This window comes from Nocardiopsis oceani (genome assembly GCF_054777395.1).
This window is the reverse complement of record NZ_BAAHAR010000082.1, coordinates 1-17242: the sequence shown is the minus strand read 5'-3', so window position 1 is coordinate 17242 and position 17242 is coordinate 1. Positions and strand designations below refer to the sequence as shown.

At 69.6% G+C, this 17242-nt stretch carries 14 protein-coding genes and 1 pseudogene; 7 read left to right on the top strand and 8 right to left on the bottom strand.

What is annotated here, in order from left to right:
• The 6 genes and pseudogenes from ACYVDG_RS31475 to ACYVDG_RS31450 form a co-directional block, all read left to right on the top strand.
• A pseudogene (locus ACYVDG_RS31475) lies at positions 1-162 on the top strand (acyl-CoA desaturase); the annotation flags it as partial.
• A 14-nt stretch (positions 163-176) separates the two neighbouring features.
• Complete coding sequence (locus ACYVDG_RS31470) at positions 177-833, top strand: TetR family transcriptional regulator (RefSeq protein ID WP_460763231.1); 657 nt, start codon at positions 177-179, stop codon at positions 831-833.
• A 116-nt stretch (positions 834-949) separates the two neighbouring features.
• Positions 950-1459, top strand: coding sequence for a MarR family winged helix-turn-helix transcriptional regulator (locus ACYVDG_RS31465; RefSeq protein WP_460763226.1), 510 nt, complete (start codon positions 950-952; stop codon positions 1457-1459).
• Positions 1460-1561: 102 nt separating this feature from the next.
• A complete protein-coding gene (locus tag ACYVDG_RS31460; protein ID WP_460763223.1) occupies positions 1562-2521 on the top strand; it encodes a GDSL-type esterase/lipase family protein in 960 nt (319 codons plus the stop codon).
• Positions 2522-2698: 177 nt separating this feature from the next.
• A complete protein-coding gene (locus ACYVDG_RS31455; RefSeq protein WP_460763220.1) occupies positions 2699-3415 on the top strand; it encodes a CHRD domain-containing protein in 717 nt (238 codons plus the stop codon).
• On the top strand, positions 3402-4112 hold the full coding sequence (locus ACYVDG_RS31450) for a class F sortase (RefSeq protein WP_460763216.1): 711 nt from the start codon (positions 3402-3404) through the stop codon (positions 4110-4112). Before ACYVDG_RS31455 ends, ACYVDG_RS31450 begins: the two co-directional genes overlap by 14 nt.
• Positions 4113-4183: 71 nt before the next feature.
• Here the strand turns inward: ACYVDG_RS31450 and ACYVDG_RS31445 are convergent, their stop codons facing one another.
• The 5 genes from ACYVDG_RS31445 to ACYVDG_RS31425 all read right to left on the bottom strand — a co-directional run bounded on the left by ACYVDG_RS31445 (position 4184) and on the right by ACYVDG_RS31425 (position 9459).
• On the bottom strand, positions 4184-4678 hold the full coding sequence (locus ACYVDG_RS31445) for a glutathione peroxidase (RefSeq protein ID WP_460763212.1): 495 nt from the start codon (positions 4676-4678) through the stop codon (positions 4184-4186).
• A gap of 192 nt (positions 4679-4870) precedes the next feature.
• The gene (locus ACYVDG_RS31440; protein WP_460763209.1) at positions 4871-6652 is read right to left on the bottom strand and encodes an ABC-F family ATP-binding cassette domain-containing protein; all 1782 of its coding nucleotides are present in this window, start codon (positions 6650-6652) and stop codon (positions 4871-4873) included.
• Positions 6653-6791: 139 nt separating this feature from the next.
• Positions 6792-7691, bottom strand: a complete 900-nt coding sequence (locus ACYVDG_RS31435) for a transketolase family protein (RefSeq protein WP_460763206.1) — start codon at positions 7689-7691, stop codon at positions 6792-6794.
• 12 nt (positions 7692-7703) lie between these two features.
• Positions 7704-8411: a thiamine pyrophosphate-dependent enzyme gene (locus ACYVDG_RS31430; RefSeq protein ID WP_460763202.1), complete on the bottom strand. Its 708-nt coding sequence runs from the start codon at positions 8409-8411 to the stop codon at positions 7704-7706.
• Between the two features lie 97 nt (positions 8412-8508).
• Positions 8509-9459, bottom strand: coding sequence for a 4-(cytidine 5'-diphospho)-2-C-methyl-D-erythritol kinase (locus ACYVDG_RS31425; RefSeq protein ID WP_460763199.1), 951 nt, complete (start codon positions 9457-9459; stop codon positions 8509-8511).
• Between the two features lie 259 nt (positions 9460-9718).
• Between ACYVDG_RS31425 and ACYVDG_RS31420 the strand changes: the two genes are divergently transcribed.
• Complete coding sequence (locus ACYVDG_RS31420) at positions 9719-11581, top strand: serine/threonine-protein kinase (RefSeq protein WP_460763196.1); 1863 nt, start codon at positions 9719-9721, stop codon at positions 11579-11581.
• Positions 11582-11734: 153 nt separating this feature from the next.
• Here ACYVDG_RS31420 and guaA read toward each other — a convergent pair whose 3' ends face one another.
• The 3 genes from guaA to ACYVDG_RS31405 form a co-directional block, all read right to left on the bottom strand.
• Positions 11735-13312: a glutamine-hydrolyzing GMP synthase gene (guaA, locus tag ACYVDG_RS31415; protein WP_460763193.1), complete on the bottom strand. Its 1578-nt coding sequence runs from the start codon at positions 13310-13312 to the stop codon at positions 11735-11737.
• Positions 13313-13421: 109 nt separating this feature from the next.
• Entirely contained in the window at positions 13422-14435 is a 1014-nt protein-coding gene (galE, locus tag ACYVDG_RS31410) for a UDP-glucose 4-epimerase GalE (RefSeq protein ID WP_460763190.1), read from the bottom strand.
• A 705-nt stretch (positions 14436-15140) separates the two neighbouring features.
• Entirely contained in the window at positions 15141-16565 is a 1425-nt protein-coding gene (locus ACYVDG_RS31405) for an HNH endonuclease signature motif containing protein (RefSeq protein ID WP_460763187.1), read from the bottom strand.
• Positions 16566-17242 lie beyond the last annotated feature (677 nt).

Here is a 17242-nt window from a genome sequence, read left to right as displayed (position 1 = left end):
AACCTGCACCACGCCGACCCGACCTGCGCCCGCCACGGTGTGCTCAAGGGCCAGATCGACATCTCCGCCCGGGTCATCTGGATGTTCGAGAAGTTCGGCTGGGCCACCAAGGTCCGCTGGCCCAAGAGCGAACGGCTCGCAGCCAAGCGGGTCAAGGTCTAGGATCGGTAACCATCATGGGAGCAGCCGACAGCGAGCAGAGGACCCGTGTGCGCCGCAAGCGCATGACGGGCAAGGAGCGTCGGCAACAGCTGTTGGAGATCGGCCGGGAGCTGTTCGCCGAACGGGGGTTCGACGCGACCTCCGTCGAGGAGATCGCCGCACGGGCCGGCGTGTCCAAGCCCGTGGTCTACGAGCACTTCGGCGGTAAGGAAGGCATCTACGCCGTCGTCGTGGACCGGGAGATGCGTACGCTCCTGGGCATGATGGGCGAGGCCCTGACCGCCGAACACGCCCGGAGCAAGATCGAGAAGGCAGCTCTGGCCCTGCTGCGCTACGTCGAGGAGGACAGTGTCGGGTTCCGGGTACTGACCCGTGACTCGCACGTCGCCTCCGGCACCGGAAGTTTCGCCAGCCTCATCAACGACATCGCCAGCCAGGTCGAGCACATCATGGCCGACGAGTTCGCCGAACGGGGTTACGACCCGGCGCTCGCCCCCATGTACGCGCAGGCCCTGGTGGGTATGTGGGCGCTGACCGGCCAGTGGTGGCTGGAAGTGCGCAAGCCCAAGCGCGAGGTGGTCGCGGCGCACCTGGTCAACCTGGCCTGGAACGGGCTCTCGTCCTTGGAGGCGAAGCCGAAGCTGGACACGCGCCGACGGCGTTCGGACTGACGGCCCCTTCCTGTGGGGCTGCTCACAGGAGGGGACATCGTCCATGGTCACCGGTGGGGCGGGTGTGCATCGCATACCCGCCCCACTATCTTGATGTCAAGAGATATGCTGGTGCCATGCGCGATGAGGTGGATGGGCTGATCGAGGCGTGGAGCTCCGAACGGCCGGACGTGGACGTGACACCCCTTGAGGTGTTCAGCCGGGTGTCACGGCTTGCCCGCCACCTGGACCGTGCCCGGCGCACCGTCTTCACCGAGCACGAGCTGGAGCCCTGGGAGTTCGACGTCCTGGCCGAACTGCGGCGCTCCGGCCCTCCGTACGAACTGAGCCCCGGCCGCCTGCTGAGAGCCACCCTGGTGACCTCAGGGACCATGACCAACCGGGTGGATCGCCTGGCCGCCGCGCAACTCGTCCGCCGCAGACCCGACCCCGCCGACAAGCGCGGTGTCCTGGTCCGGCTGACCGACCAGGGCGCGGAGCGGATCGACGCCGCCCTGGCCTCCCTCCTCAGCTACGAGGAGACCCTCCTCGCGCCCATGCCGACTGCCGAGCGCGAGCAGCTGGCATCGTTACTGAGATGCCTCCTGGCCCCCCTCGACAGGACGCCCACCGGTCCGCAAGGGTAGTTACTCGGCGGTATCCGTCTGCTCACCGGGACACCCGCCATTCTGGGCGCGCATCATTTCCAGTACGGGTCTTGGTTGGAGAGCACTTTGAGAATCCGGTGGATGGCCGCGGTCGCCGCGGCCGTGGTGGTCGCGGGCTGCTCCGGTGGGGGCGACGACGAAGCGAACACCACACAGAGCTTCTACCTGTCCCTGGGCGATTCCCTGACTGTGGGCGTACAGCCCGACGAAGAGGGCCAGGCCGAGGAGACCTCGGAAGGGTACACAGACGTCCTCTACCGCTCCCTGAAGGACGAGGACTCCACGCTCCAGCACGAGCGCATGGGCTGCGGCGGCGAGGACACCACGACCTTCATCGGAGGAGGCCTCCCGCACTGCGACACCCTCTACGAAGAGGGTTCGCAGCTTGACCAGGCCGAGGAGTTCCTGAACGAGCACGGCGACCAGGTCGGCCTCGTCACCGTCACCATCGGCGGGAACAACTTCACCAACTGCGTTGAGGGCATCGACGAGGACCGCGACCCCGACATCGAGCTGGACATCGAGGACGTCGGCGTCGACGAGGACTGTGTGGCCGACGGCCAGGAGCGCTTGGAGACGGAGATCCCCGAGATCGCCGACCGGCTGACCGAGGCCGCCGGATCGGACACCCAGGTCGTCGCGATGACCTACTACAACCCGTTCCTGGCCTTGGCCCTCCTGGACGAGGAGGAAGCGGAAGGCGACGAGGGCGCGGAGGGCACCGAGGAAGACGCCGGGGCCGTGTCCACGGAAGACGGCGACGAGGAGCTGGCCGACCGCACCGTCGAGATCCTCGGCGAGGTGAACGACTCCCTGACCGACTCCTACGAGGCTGCCGGGATCGACGTGGCCGACGTGGACACCGTCTTCGAGGGCGCCAACACCGACGTTCCGGAGAACAGCGACACGGATATGCCGGTGAACCTGCAGCGGATCTGCGACCTGACCTGGATGTGCAACGTCGCGCAGGGCCCGGACATCCACACCAACCTGGCCGGGGCCCAGGAGATCGCCGAGGTCTTCGAGAGCCAAGTCCGCTAGGGCGGGACGCAGGGCCCGACAGCAGAACGGAAAGAGGGGTCCGCCGATGTCGGCGGGCCCCGCCGCGGCTCCGCCCGCCCGCATCCTTTAGATGTGACGGTGAACACATCGGCACCGCTGTTCGTATACACCCCCAAAGACCGCGCCGCCCAAGGGCGGGAACGTCAGGGGAAAGCCATGAGCAGCAGATTCAGGATCATCGCGGGTACGGCGGTCGCGACCGTCGCCACCGGGGCCCTCGTCGGTCTCAACCTGGGTGTCGCGCACGCCGACGACGAGGTGTCCGAGCCCAGCGAGTTCACCAGCATGTTCACCGCACAGGCGACGCCGGACACGGTCGTCGACGAGGACGGAGACGCCGAGCCCGGCGAGGAGGGCGCCACGGGGACCTTCGACGTGATGGTCAACAGCGACGAGGAGATCGTCTGCTGGGACATCGAGCTCGACGGGGTGACCCCGCCCTACGAGAGCCCCGCGGACACCGCGACCCACATCCACGAGAGCCCCGAGGGCGTGCAGGGTCCGCCGCGGCTGTCCTTCCCCGACCCCGAGGAGGACGACGACGGCATGCTGCGCAGCTCCGGCTGCCAGGAAGGGCCGTTCACCACCGGGCTGGATGACGACGACGGTGTGGACACCGGCGAGGGCTTCACGCTCTCCCAGATCGAGGACGACCCGGACCAGTTCTACGGGGACACGCACACCGAGGAGTACCCGATGGGTGCGGTCCGCGGTCAGCTGACCCAGGTGCCGCACGGCGGGGTGGACACCGGCGCGGGCGGCCTGGCACCGGAGAGCACCGGGATCGGCGGAGCGGCCGCGGCCACCGGGGCGGGCGTGCTCCTGGCGGCGGTGGCGTCGTTCGCGCTGCTGCGTCGCCATGCGCGTTCCTGAACGGCCCGTCCCTAAGCGTTCCGGATCCCGGGGTTCGGGGTCGGGCCTGCGCGCCCTGACCGCCTCTCTGGCGGCCTCGGCCCTGTTCCTCGGCGGGTGCGCGGGCCACGCGGACCACGCCGGGGACGCCCAGGACCACGAGGGCGCGCACGAGGAGCACGGGTCCGGTCACGGAGAGGGCGACGACGGCCACGACCACACCTCGCACAACCTGTCGCCGCCGGACCAGGAGCCCGACCCGGCGCCCCGGGGACCCGAACCGGCCGGCGTCCGGATCCCGTCACTGGACGTGGAGTCGGAGCTGCTGCACACGGGTGTGCGGCCGGACGGGACGGCGGAGGTGCCGGAGGACTTCGACCTGGCGTCCTGGTACGAGGAGGGCGGCCGCACCGGCGAGGGGCGGCCCACGGTCCTGCTGGGGCACGTGGACTCCACCGACGGTCCGGCGGTCTTCGCCCGGATCGACGAACTCGCCGAGGGGGACACTGTCGAGGTGGACGACGCAGAGGGCGGTACGCACACCTACGAAGTGGTGGACGTGCAGGTCCACCCCTACGACGAGTTCCCGACCTTCGAGGTGTTCAGCGGATCCGGGGGCGACGTCCTGCGCCTGGTGACCTGCACGGGCGCCTTCGACCCCGAGGAGGGCAGCTACGAGGACAACCTCGTCGTGTTCGCCGAGAACACCGAGGCCTGAGGCGGGCAGACCGCCGCAGCCCCGGACACCGCCTCGGCCGCCGGGTCAGCTGTGTGAGAGGGCGGCTTCGCCTATTCGGCCTGCCCGGGGAGGGACTGCTCGATGCGCTCGACGATCTCCGGGGCGTCCGGGTCCGTGCTCGGGCGGAAGCGGTGGACGGTGTTGTCGGGCAGGACGAGGAACTTCTCGAAGTTCCACTTGACCTTCCCGGCCTTGCCGTCCGCGTCCTCGGTCTCGGTCAGCTCCTTGTAGAGCGGGTGCTGGCCGCGGCCGTTGACCTTCACCTTGCTCATCATCGGGAAGGTAACGCCCCAGGTCATCGAGCAGTACTCGGCGATCTTGCCGTCGCCGCCGAACTCCTGGAGGAACTGGTTGCTGGGGAAGCCCAGTACCGTGAACCCCTGCTCGGAGTAGCGCTTCTGGAGCTCCTCCAGCGCCCCGTATTGCGGGGTGAGCCCGCAGCGGGAGGCGACGTTCACCACGAGCCGCGTCTTTCCGGACCACTCACCGAAGGTGGTCTCGCGTCCGTCGATCAACGTCACCGGAATCTCGTCCAGGGCGGCCATCGCGTTCTCCTCCTGCGTTCGGGGCGTTCCATCCAACCTCAGGTCGTCCGGCCCGGCACGCACCGGGCGGCGGTCAGGAGTGTGTACGCACGGGGAAGGGCCCGCGTTCACGGGCGGGTCCGGGCTGCGCCGCCACCGGCGCCGCCGTGCTCGCCGTCGGCCTCATCACCCGCGCCCGCCGCTGGTAGAGGTTCAGTCGCCGATCAGCTCGGCCTGCTCCAGCCAGGCCATCTCCAGTTCGTCCTTCTCGGCGGCGAGGGTCTTGGCCTCGGCATCGAGTTCGGCGAGCTTGGTGTAGTCCTCGGCCGCCGCGGCCATCTGCTCGTGGAGCTGGGCCTCGCGCTTGGCGATCTTGTCCATCCGGCGCTCGACCCGCTGCATCTCCTTCTGGGCGGCGCGCCGCTCCGCCTGGGAGACGGCGGGCGCGTCCGCTGAGGCCTCGGAGGCGGCCGCCTCGGAGGCGCCCAGCGGCACGGTGGCCTCGGCGGCACCGGCGGCGCGGCGCTCCAGGTACTCCTCGACCCCGCCGGGCAGGAACGCCAGCGAACCGTCGCCCATGAGTGCGAGCACGCGGTCGGTGATCCGCTCCAGGAAGTACCGGTCGTGGCTGACGAGCACGAGGGAGCCGGGCCAGCCGTCGAGGAGGTCCTCCAGCTCGGTGAGGGTCTCGATGTCGAGGTCGTTGGTGGGCTCGTCCAGCAGCAGGACGTTGGGTTCGTCCATGAGCAGGCACAGCAGCTGCAGGCGGCGCTTCTCCCCGCCGGACAGGTCGGCGTTGGGCGTCCACTGCCGTTCGCCCCGGAAGCCGAACTTCTCCAGCATCTGGCTCGCGGTGTAGTCCCGCTTCCCGATGGTGATGTGCTCGCGCACGTCCATGACGGTCTGGAGCGGGCGGGCCTTGGGGTCGAGTTCGGTGACGTTCTGCGACAGGTGCGCCAGCTTCACGGTCCGCCCGGTACGCACGGTGCCCTCGTCGGGCTCGCGCTCCTCGGCGAGGATCTTCAGAAGGGTGGACTTGCCCGCGCCGTTGATCCCCACCAGGCCGACCCGGTCGCCGGGGCCCAGCTGCCAGGTGAGGCGGTCCAGCAGCGTGCGGTCGGGCACGGAGTACGACACGTTCTTGAGGTCGATGACGGTCTTGCCCAGGCGCGAACTCGCGAAGCGGACCAGTTCCACAGTGTCCCGGGCGGGCGGCTCGTCCGCGATGAGCTGGTTGGCCGCCTCGATGCGGAACTTGGGCTTGGAGGTGCGCGCGGGGGCTCCCCGGCGCAGCCAGGCCAGCTCCTTGCGCATGAGGTTCTGGCGGCGGTCCTCGGCGGCTGCGGCCTGGCGGTCGCGTTCGGCCTTGGCCAGCACGTAGGCGGCGTACCCGCCCTCGTAGCGCTCGACGGTGCCGCGCCCGACCTCCCAGGTGCGGGTGGTCACGGCGTCCAGGAACCAGCGGTCGTGAGTGACGACCACGAGCGCCTCGGGACGGCCGCGCAGGTGTTCGGCGAGCCAGGCGATGCCCTCGATGTCGAGGTGGTTGGTGGGCTCGTCCAAGGCGATGAGGTCGTGGTCGCCGACGAGCAGGCGCGCCAGGCCGGAGCGGCGGCGCTCACCCCCGGAAAGGCCGGACATCGGCAGGTCCAGGTCCCAGCCGCTGAGGAGCCCGCGCAGGATGTCGCGGATGCGCGCGTCACCGGCCCACTCGTGCTCGGCCCGGTCGCCCAGGACGAACTCGCCGACCGTGCTGTCCGGGAAGTCGTCGCGCTGGTGCAGGAAGCCGACCCGCAGGCCCCGGTTGTGCACGACCCGGCCGGAGTCGGGTTCGGTGAAGCCGGAGAGCACGGAGAGCATGGAGGACTTGCCACCGCCGTTGCGGCCCACCACACCGATGCGTTCGCCCTCGTCCACGCCAAGGGAGACCTTGTCGAGGAGTACGAGCGGCCCGTAGGCCAGGGACACGTCCTGAAGGTTGACCAGATTCGACATCGTCTTCCATTGTGCGGTCCCGGCAGAGGTGCACGGACCGCGCGGCGCTGGGAGGTTCCTGCGGCGGGGGAACGCCCGGGGCCGTACCACGCAAGGCCCCGGGCGGGTCCGTGTAGGTGAGGGCCCTCCTAAGGAAGGCCTATACCAAGAAGAAGTCCCTGGCGGCCTTGGCGATTCCCTCGGTGTCCAGACCGTGGGCGCTGGCGTGCTCGGACGGGGTTCCGTAGGCACGCAACTCGCTGTCGCGTGCCACGCCCAGGGAGAGCTGGCGGTGGCGCCGGTCGGACAGGGCCTCGGACACCTCGTGGGCGGAGGTGCCCCGTAGGTAGGGCTCCACGAGGAGCACGTCTGCGTTGCCCGCGGCTGCGGTCAGCTTGCTCAGGCCCTCGCGGTCGAAGGGCCGCACGGTGGCGGTGTGGGCGACGGTGACGTCGAGGTCGGCGGTGGCCTCCAGGACCCGGTCCAGCATCGGGCCGACCGCCAGCACCACCCCGGCCGAGCGGGGCGAGCCGGTGCGCAGGACGTTGAGGCGGGGACCGACCAGCAGGGGCGCGCGGTTGGTGTCGCCGGACAGGCGCACGTAGACGCGGTCGTCACCGGGGATCGCCCGTTCCAACACGTCGCGGACCTCGTCGGGGTGGCCGGGCACGTGTACGGTCCAGCCGGGTAGGGAGTCGAGGAGGGCCACGTCGCCGGGTGACTGGTGGGTGCGGCCCGCGTTCGAGGCATCGTAGGAGCCGCCGATGCTCACCAGGACCGCGCCGACGTCCTGGTGGGTGAGCCCGATCTTGATCTGTTCGAAGGGGCGCTCGACCAGGAACGGTGCGTAGCTGTGCACGATCGGGCGCATGCCGGTGAGCGCCAGGCCCCCGGCCACGTCGATCATGGCCTGTTCGCGGATGCCCAGGTTGATGACGCGGTTCGGGTGGGCGATGGACGCTCGGCGGAACCGCTCCGCTGAGATGTCCGCGAGGACGACGGCGGTTCGGGGATCCTGGTCCAGCGCCCGTTCGGCGGTGGCGATGAAGGTCTCACGCATGGCCTGGCTCCTCTAGCTTCCGTTGCGGACGCGGGCGACGACGGCCAGGGGCCGTCCGGTGCTGGGCGGGGCGAACGCCTCGTGGAGTGCGTTGTGGTCGCGGCCTTGGACCTCGCGGCTCTCCCACCCCTCGGCCTCGAAGCGGCTGCCGATCCCGCCCGGCCAGCCGTGGCTGGCGGAGGCGTTGTCTATGACCACGACGGTGAGGTTGTCGGCGCCCAAGCGGGCCGCGGCGGCGATGGCCTCGTGGTTGCTGCCCTCGTCGAGTTCGCCGTCGCCGACCAGCACCACCACGCGGGGTTCGGTGCCGTCGGCCCTGCGCACACCTTGGGCGCGCAGGCCGAGGGCCGTGCCCAGGCCGAGCGGCATTCCGTGGCCCAGGGAACCGCTGCCGATCTCGACACCGGGGGCGAGGACCCGGTCGGGGTGGTGGCCTAGCGGTGAGTCGAAGCTGGTCCAGCCGCGCAGGGTGGGCACGTCGAGGAAGCCCTTGGCGGCGAGGATCGCGTAGTAGGCGCCCGGCCCGTGTCCCTTGGAGAGCAGGAACCGGTCCCGGGCCGGGTCTTCTGCGGTGCTCGGCGTGACCTCGAGGATCCGGTCGTAGAGCACCCAGAGGACGTCGAGGGTGGAGTTGGAGGCGTCGGTGTGCTTGTCGTCCCCCTCCATCAGCCCGATGAGGGCCGGGAGGTCGGCGTACCTGGAGAGTGCTGCGGCTGTCATGTTCGCCAGTCTTCGTCCTCAACCAAACTTGAGGTCAAGGGCGGAGAGGCGGGCGATCGCGGCGCCGGCCCAGGTGATTTACCTCACACATCCGAGGCTAGAGAATCGTGGTTCCCGGGACATCGCCGTCCGCCGCGACCACCTGCTCGCACAGCCCCGTGGCCTCCAGCGCGGAGACCACCTCGGCCTCCCGTTCAGTGACCACAGCCGATGCCTCGTCTCCGCCGCCGACCAGGAAGGCACAGGTGGGACCGGAACCGGATACCAGGGCGCCCAGCGCCCCGGCCGACCGGCCCGTGTCCAGTGTCCGTTCGAGTTCGGGCAGCAGGGAGACCGCCGCGGGCTGGAGGTCGTTGGTCAGGGAACGGCCCAGCGCCTCGGCATCACCGGTGGCCAGCGCTTTCGCCAACGCCCCGTCCAGGCGCGGCTCGGGGGCGTCCGGACGCATCCGGTCGTACTCCCCGAAGACCCTTGCCGTGGACAGACCCCGTGTGGAGAGGGCGAACACCCAGCGGTAACGCCCGGGGCTGGCCATCGGCTCCAGGAACTCCCCGCGGCCGGTTCCGACCGCGGTGTCACCGACCAGCCCGAAGGCCACGTCGCTGCCGATCCGGGCCGCGAGATCGAGGAGGCGCCCCCGGGTCAGGCCGCAGCCCCACAACCGGTTACAGGCCACCAAGGCCGCCGCCGCGTCCGCACTGCCGCCGGCCATGCCCCCGGCCACCGGGATGTGCTTGTCGAGGTGGATGTCGACCGGGGTGCCCTGGCCCGTCTCCTCCGCCAGCAACGAAGCGGCGCGGGCCGCGAGGTTACTCTCGTCCAAGGGCACTCTGGCCAGGTGCGATCCCAGTTGGCCACTGGCGGTCAGCGCGGTGAGGGCCCTGGGCTGACGCGTAGGCACCGCCTTGACGGTAACCTCGTCGAACAGTGAGACGGCGTGGAACACGTTGACGAGGTCGTGGAACCCGTCCTCACGCTTGGGCCCCACCGCCAACTGGAGGTTCACCTTCGCGGGGACCCGCACGGTTACGGTGGTATTAACGGTCACGAGTCCCCAATCGTAAAGGAACCCCCACCTTGTGTGAACACACACCCCCAGTCGGGGATCTCCGTGTTCACCGTCTCCCACCGGCGACAACACCCGCGCCAAGGAGAGCGGGACCCGGAGATCCCGGACTCGTCACCACTGTCATGTCAATTACCGCCCGCACCCAGAACGGCCCAATCCGGCCCGTGAGTGGGAATCAGGGCACAAACACCGCTACCTTGGGGCAAGGCGGAGTTTGGACACCGTCGGGGAGGGTCGCTTGCCGTCGGATGGGCTCCCGAAGAACCTGGAACCGCTGGTCGCCGGAGATCCGGCCACCATCGGCCCTTACGCGCTGTCCGGGAAACTGGGTAGCGGCGGGATGGGAACCGTCTACCTGGGCAGTGCTCCGGATAAGAACAATCAGGTAGCCATCAAGGTCATCCGCCCGGAGCTCGCCTTCGACGAGCAGACCCGGGCGCGCTTCCGCGACGAGATGGAGAACGCCCGCAAGGTCGCCTCCTTCTGCACCGCGAAGGTGCTCGACCACGGGACGTTCGAGAACCGTCCCTACATGGTTACCGAGTACATCGCGGGCACGGCCCTGGCCGAGCACATCGCGGAGAACGGTCCGCTGGACTCCTCCACACTGCACGGCTTCGCCCTGGGGGTGGCCGCAGCGCTCGCCGCCATCCACCGCACCGGTCTGGTCCACCGCGACCTCAAACCGGCCAACGTACTGCTGTCGATCTCCGGCCCCCGGGTGATCGACTTCGGTATCGCCCGCGCGATGAACACCGCGACCAACCACACCCAGACCGGCATCGTCATGGGCAGCCCCGGTTGGATGGCGCCCGAACAGCTCCTGGAGGAGCAGGTCACCACCTCGGCGGACATCTTCGCCTGGGGTTGTCTGGTCGCTTTCGCCGGCAACGGCACGCACCCCTTCGGCAACGGCGACGCCATGACCCTGGGCAAGCGCGTGCTGTTCGCCGAACCCCAGATCGGCAACCTCGACAGCCCGCTGGACCGCCTCGTGGCGCGCGCCCTGGCCAAGGAGCCGGGCCGCCGCCCGACCGCGCAGGACCTCCTGCTGGAGCTCGCCGGCGGCGAAGACACCACCAACCCCAACGACATGGTGTCCCACGCCCTGCACCAGTCCTGGCGGCCCAACCTGCCGCCGATGCCGCCCGGACCGCCCCACGGCATGCCCCACCCGGCGCACCAGACCATGACGGGCATGCGGCACCCGGCCCCCGGCCACTACCAGGCCGCCCCGCCGATGCCGCCGCCCCCGCACCAGACGGGCAATTACGCCAGGCCCCAGCAGGGGCCGCCTCCAGGGCACCCTGCGGCCGGTCACCCCACTGGGCCTCCGCCGCCGGCACCTCACCCGCACGGGCAGGGCGGTCCACCGCCCGTGCAGCACCCCGCCCAGACCGGCCCCATCCCGATGGCGGCGCCCAACGACCAGCAGCAGCGCGGGCCGCAGCCGTACGTGCCGCCGGTCCCACCGCCGCCGCACCGGCCCACCGCACCCGGCCGGCGGAACGGGCTCTACTTGGCCGTGTCCCTGGCCAGCATCGGCCTGCTGATCGTCCTCCTGCTCATGGTCTTCATGGTGGCGGGCCCTCTCAGCTTGGGCGGTGGCGGCGCCGAGGAGGAAGCTCCCGGGAACAGCGGCCCGACGTCCGGAGCCGACTCCCCCGACGACAACGTCGGCGACATGGAGCCGTCCGAGTCGGCGCTCACCGACGGCATGGCGCTCTCCGAGGACGAGACGGCCCTGTACTACGTCACGAAGGTCAGCTGCGTCGAGGACCTGCCCGGCCGGTCCCAGATCACCGGGGGCCTGTACTGCGTGGCCGAGCTCGAACTGGAGAACCTGGGTGACGACAACATCCACTTCAGCTCTCGGGAACAGCAGCTGATCACCGACAGCGACGAGAGGTTCGAGGCCCACACGCCCACCTCCACCGGGTCCCAGGAGAGCCTCTGGTCACCCATCGGACCGAATGAACGGGCCGAGGGCGAGCTGGTGTTCGTCGGTGTCAGCTCCGACGAGGAGCCCGCCGTCCTGGAGCTCACCCACGACGCCGACGCCCCGCCCACCCCCGTCGAGGTCGACGCGGTCCTCGAGTAGTGAACCGTCACGGCGGCGGCCCCATGACGAACGGGTCCCGGCACACCTTCCGTGTGCCGGGACCCGTCGCTTCGTGCGGGGAGCCGCGGGCGGCTGGGGCGACCGCCCCGGGCTGGTCCTACCGCCCTGGGGTGCGGTCCTACCCCGCTCGCCCTACTCCCACTCGATGGTGCCCGGGGGCTTGCTGGTCACATCCAGCGTCACGCGGTTGATTTCGCGCACCTCGTTGGTGATCCGGTTGGAGATGCGGGCGAGCACCTCGTACGGAACGCGCGACCAGTCGGCGGTCATCGCGTCCTCGCTGCTGACCGGCCGCAGCACCACGGGGTGGCCGTAGGTGCGGCCGTCGCCCTGGACGCCCACGGAGCGCACGTCGGCGAGCAGGACGACCGGGCACTGCCAGATATCGCGGTCCAGGCCCGCGCGGGTCAGCTCCTCGCGGGCGATCGCGTCGGCCTCGCGCAGGATCTCCAGGCGCTCCCGGTTCACCGATCCGATGATCCGGATACCGAGCCCCGGGCCGGGGAAGGGCTGGCGCCACACCATCTCGGGCGGCAGGCCCAGCTCCTCGCCGACCTTGCGCACCTCGTCCTTGAAGAGCTCGCGCAGCGGCTCCACCAGGGTGAACTGGAGGTCCTCGGGCAGCCCGCCCACGTTGTGGTGCGACTTGATGTTCGCCGTGCCTGTGCCGCCGCCGGACTCGACGACGTCCGGGTACAGGGTGCCCTGGACCAGGTACTCGACCTCGGCGCCCTCGCCGCTCTCCGCCACGACCTCGCGGGCCGCCTGCTCGAAGACGCGGATGAACTCGCGGCCGATGATCTTGCGCTTCTCCTCGGGGTCGCTGACCCCGGCCAGCGCGGCGAGGAAGCGCTCCTCGGCGTCGACGACCTTCAGCTTGGCGCCGGTGATCGCGACGAAGTCCTTCTCGACCTGCTCGGCCTCGCCCTTGCGGAGCAGGCCGTGGTCGACGAACACACAGGTGAGCTGCTCGCCGACGGCGCGCTGAACCAGGGCGCCGGCCACAGCGGAGTCGACGCCGCCGCTCAGGGCACAGATGACGCGCTTGTCGCCGATCTGCCCGCGGATGCGCTCCAGCTGCTCCTCGACGATGTTGACCATCGTCCAGGTCGGGCGGCACCCGGCGCCCTCGTAAAGGAAGCGGCGCAGCAGGTCCTGGCCGTGCTCGGTGTGCATGACCTCGGGGTGGAACTGCACGCCGAACAGGCCGCGGCCGGTGTCCTCGAAGGCGGCGACCGGGGCGCCAGCGGTGCTGGCAGTGCTCTTGAAGCCGTCGGGGGCCTGGACCACGGAGTCGCCGTGCGACATCCACACGCTCAGGTCCTCGGGCAGCCCCTCGAACAGGAGGGAGTCGATGTCGGCCGACAGCTCGGTACGGCCGAACTCGCTCAGGTCGGTCTTGTCCACGACCCCGCCCAGGGCGCGGGTCATGGCCTGGAAGCCGTAGCAGATACCAAAGGTCGGGACCCCGGTCTGGAACAGCTCGGCACCCACGCTGGGGGCGCCCTCGGCGTACACCGAGGAAGGGCCGCCGGAGAGGATGATGGCCTTGGGTTTCTTGGCGAGCATCTCCTCGACGGGCATGGTCGAGGGCACGATCTCGCTGTGCACGTGGCATTCCCGCACCCGTCGCGCGATCAGCTGCGCGTACTGCGCACCGAAGTCGACGACGAGGACGGTGTCGAACGTGCTGTCAGCACCAACGGACACGACGGAGGACCTTCCGCAGATAAATGGGATGTCCGTCCAGTCTAAGGCGTGGGCGGCAGGCAGTTGCCGTAGTCGGGACGTTGGGGGGACGTGCGGAACCGCACGCGGGTCAGCCCGCGAAGCCGCCCGGGTTGGTGGACTGCCAGCGCCAGGCGTCCCGGCAGGCGTCGTCCACGGTCAACACGGCCTTCCAGTCCAGGTCGCGGATGGCGGCGGCCGGGTCGGCGTAGCAGACGGCGATGTCGCCGGGGCGCCGGTCGACGACCTCGTACGGGATGGGTGTGCCGGTGGCCCGTTCGAAGGCGCGCAGGCTCTCCAAGACCGAGGTGCCCTGTCCGGTGCCGAGGTTGTAGACGCGGTGCCCGGCGGCGTCGGCTAGGTGGTCCACGGCGGCCAGGTGGCCCTTGGCGAGATCCACCACATGCAGGTAGTCGCGCACACCGGTGCCGTCCGGGGTGTCGTAGTCGTCGCCGAACACGTTGAGCCGCTCGCGGCGGCCGGCGGCCACCTGCGCGATGTAGGGGAAGAGGTTGTTGGGGACGCCCTGGGGGTCCTCGCCGATCAGGCCGCTGGGGTGGGCGCCGATGGGGTTGAAGTAGCGCAGGGAGACGATGCTCCAGCGCGGGTCCGCGGTGGCCAGGTCGTCCAGGATCCCCTCGGCGAACAGCTTGGTGCTGCCGTAGGGGTTGGTGGCCGACAGCCCGGAGTCCTCGGTGATGGGCACGCGCTCCGGGTCGCCGTAGACGGTGGCCGAGGAGCTGAGGACGAGGTCGCGTACCCCGGCGGCGTCCATGGTCTCGCACAGGGTCAGTAGCGCGTCGAGGTTGTTTCGGTAGTAGCGCAGGGGTTGCTCGGTGGACTCCCCCACGGCCTTGAGTCCGGCCAGGTGGATGACCGCGTCGATGTCGTGCCGCTCGAAGATCTCGCGCATCGCGTCGGGGTCGGCGCAGTCCGCCCGGTGGAAGGCGAGCGAGCGTCCGGTGATCCGCTCCACCCGGCGCAGGGACTCCTCGTGGCTGTTGACGAGCGAGTCGGCCACCACGACCTCGTGCCCGGCCTGGAGGAGTTCGACGGCGGTGTGGGAGCCGATGTACCCGGCGCCACCGGTGAGCAGAACGTGCATCGATCGGTTCCCCTGCTGTGAGCGGTGCTGACCACCCCAGGATAGGCGCCCGCACCCCCGCCGCGGGGTGAGCCGCGCCACCGCACCGGAGCCGGACCGTTGCCTTAGGGCGTTCGGGGTTGCTCCGTTGGGTTGGGCTGGCACGTGTGACGGGGTTCCTTGTTGGTGGGGATGGTCGCCCCATGGCCAGGGTTCCCTGTTGGTGGGGATAGTCGCCCCATGGCCAGGGTTCCCTGTTGGTGGGGATAGTCGCCCCATGGCCAGGGTTCCCTGTTGGTACAGGTGTCCTCCTTTCCCGCCGCCCGATTGTGGCCGTCTCCGCTACGCGCCTCAAGGTCGTCGCCATCGAGCGCTTCGCGCATCAACGGCGCTCCACCTTGACCCGCTCCGCTGCGACGGCAGGTTGGCGGCTATCGGGAAAGGGGGACGGGTGGTTGAGGTCCGAGCGGAAATACTCGGGCTTCGCCCGATAACTGCGTCGGCCTGGCGGCCGATGCCTGCCACTCCGCCGGAGCGTTGACGCCTGGCGGTGTCGCGGCTGGTCATTCGCCCCTGCGGACCCTGAACAGCACGGCCTTCGGCCGGTGGGGCCCCTGCGCCGGAGCACACCGGTTGAGGGTGTCGCGGCTGGTCATTCTGGGCGGCGAACCCCTCGGGAGGGTGCCGGGGCATCGGGGCGTGGGGCGGTAGGGCCTTGGCGGGCGGTTACCGCTCCTCAGGTGTCGGGGTGGGCGTGAGGGCTGGCTCGGGGTCCCCAGGCGGGTCCTTACCCCCACCCTTGTCCTTGTTGTTGTTCCGGTTGCGGTGGGAGGGGCGGCCCTGCCACGTGGACCGCTCCGGGTTGGTCTCCCTGCGGTACTTCAACCGGTTGTGGTCCGAGCACAACGGCTGAATGTTGTCCGCGCTCGTCGACCCGCCGGCCGAGAAACTCCTCTTGTGATCGGCCTCCGACCCGCTGGCCGGGGTGTTGCACCCCTGGTACCAGGCGCAGGTGGTGTGACCGACCATCCCCGCATCCCGCAGAGCACCCGTGGCATCGCGCTGGGTACGGCCCACGTCCAACACCGTCTCCCCCTTCGGGGAGGTGATCATCCGACGCAGCACACTGTTGGGGGCCAAGGCACGGATCGCGGCCATGGACAGCACCTGCCCATCCTGCGTGGTGGCCGGGCCAGCTGCCTTGCCCTCACCCTCAGCTCGGAGGCCCAGGAAGGTGGGCAGAGGCACCAAGATGTTGATCATCGCCACCGCAGCACGCTTCTTACCCGGGCCACCCTTGCCCCCCTTACCGTCGGCACCCTCGGCGCCCTCGGGGTCGGTGGGGTGGGAGGCGGACCGCACCAGGTTCATGAACGCGTCATACATCCGCTCCGAAGCCGACACGTGCAACCGGTCCTCATCGAAGGGCGGCATGTACGCCTTCAGCACACACTTCAAGATCTCAGCGTCCAAGGCCGTGCCCCAGGCCTCAAACAGGTGAGTGCCATCAAAGGTGCGCAACAAACGCGCACCCCTGGCCTCGAAGGCGGCCTGGTGCTCCTCCTCCAACACCGCCGGGTTATGCCGGGCCAGCAGCTCCTTACCCAGCCGGTTGATGTCGGTCACCGACATCGCCGGCTCCTTGGCCTTGGAAGCCAAGATCCCGGCCTCGATGATCCGCCGAAACCTACCAGCGTCCGGGTGGTGCTCGGTGTTGCGCTTGCCCACCGCCCTGTCAGCGGTCCGGCACACCGCCACCGCCTCACCAATGGACAGCAGCCCGGAGTCCAGGCCTTCGCGGGTGGCGGGAAGTTCCTGGGCGAACAGGCGCCGGGCCAGCTCGGCGCGCCCGTTGGCCTCACCCGGGGCCATCCCCACCGAGTGGATCAGCAAGTTCTGCACCGACCTCTGCCCACCCGCCTCCAACAACGTCCCGGCCGCTTCCAGCTGCGCCAGGCGCAGCAGCATCGAAAGCTGGGCCCGGTCGAAGTCCTCAAACACCTGCGAGATCACATCCAGGACCTCACCGGCCGCACCCGCCGGGGGAACCTCGGCCATTTCCGAGGCGATCTTTTCCCGGGCAGTGCGCATGGCGTCCACAGCGGGCGTAGTGACCGCCGTGGCCCCGCACTGCCCGAAAGAAGAAGTCATACCCTAAGGATATCAAGAAACACCCAGAAAGGACCTAACCGGGAGGTGAGAAAACACTTACCCGGACACCCAGATCCGCCTTTTTTTTCCCCCGAAAGGAAGCCTTCCAGAAAAGGGACCATACCACCCCTGTCCGCATTCTTGGGCAAAGCAGACAAATGCGCACCACAATGGGAATGATCTTGCCCCTGTCTCCACTCTCGGCCGCCGAGGGTGGAGACAGGGGCAAGATCATCGGGGTTTTCGCCGCGCGCATTGACCAGCCGCGACACCCGCAACCGATAGGCTCCGGCGCAGGGGCCCCACCGGCCGCAGGCCGTGCTGTTCGGGGTTCGCAGGGGCGAATGACCAGCCGCGACACCGCCAGGCGTCAAAGCTCCGGCGCAGGGGCAGGGATCGGCCGTCAGGCCGACAGGATCAGTTTTTCGGGCGAAGCCCGAACCGGCACAGGCCTCAACCACCCGTCCCCGCCGAGTAGCCGGGGGGAATCTCACCCCCCGGCCCTCACAGATCCGTACGTGACAGTCTCCCGTCATACGGCTCTTATCACCCTGATCACCAGGAACGCGGAGCGTGCACCGTCCACTCCCACTGCGCGAAATAACGAGGCTGCCTTCTCACACCCTCATCCCACACACGCTGAGCTTTCTTCGCACCCCTCGACCGCTCGTACTTAT

Bases quoted from the DNA above. Each gene is read 5' to 3' on its own strand.
- ACYVDG_RS31445 (WP_460763212.1), bottom strand. From the start codon at position 4,678: ATGGCCGCCCTGGACGAGATTCCGGTGACGTTGATCGACGGACGCGAG.
- ACYVDG_RS31460 (WP_460763223.1), top strand. From the start codon at position 1,562: ATGGCCGCGGTCGCCGCGGCCGTGGTGGTCGCGGGCTGCTCCGGTGGG.
- ACYVDG_RS31430 (WP_460763202.1), bottom strand. From the start codon at position 8,411: ATGACAGCCGCAGCACTCTCCAGGTACGCCGACCTCCCGGCCCTCATC.
- ACYVDG_RS31465 (WP_460763226.1), top strand. From the start codon at position 950: ATGCGCGATGAGGTGGATGGGCTGATCGAGGCGTGGAGCTCCGAACGG.
- ACYVDG_RS31470 (WP_460763231.1), top strand. From the start codon at position 177: ATGGGAGCAGCCGACAGCGAGCAGAGGACCCGTGTGCGCCGCAAGCGC.
- ACYVDG_RS31440 (WP_460763209.1), bottom strand. From the start codon at position 6,652: ATGTCGAATCTGGTCAACCTTCAGGACGTGTCCCTGGCCTACGGGCCG.
- ACYVDG_RS31450 (WP_460763216.1), top strand. From the start codon at position 3,402: ATGCGCGTTCCTGAACGGCCCGTCCCTAAGCGTTCCGGATCCCGGGGT.
- galE (WP_460763190.1), bottom strand. From the start codon at position 14,435: ATGCACGTTCTGCTCACCGGTGGCGCCGGGTACATCGGCTCCCACACC.
- ACYVDG_RS31455 (WP_460763220.1), top strand. From the start codon at position 2,699: ATGAGCAGCAGATTCAGGATCATCGCGGGTACGGCGGTCGCGACCGTC.
- ACYVDG_RS31435 (WP_460763206.1), bottom strand. From the start codon at position 7,691: ATGCGTGAGACCTTCATCGCCACCGCCGAACGGGCGCTGGACCAGGAT.
- ACYVDG_RS31405 (WP_460763187.1), bottom strand. From the start codon at position 16,565: ATGACTTCTTCTTTCGGGCAGTGCGGGGCCACGGCGGTCACTACGCCC.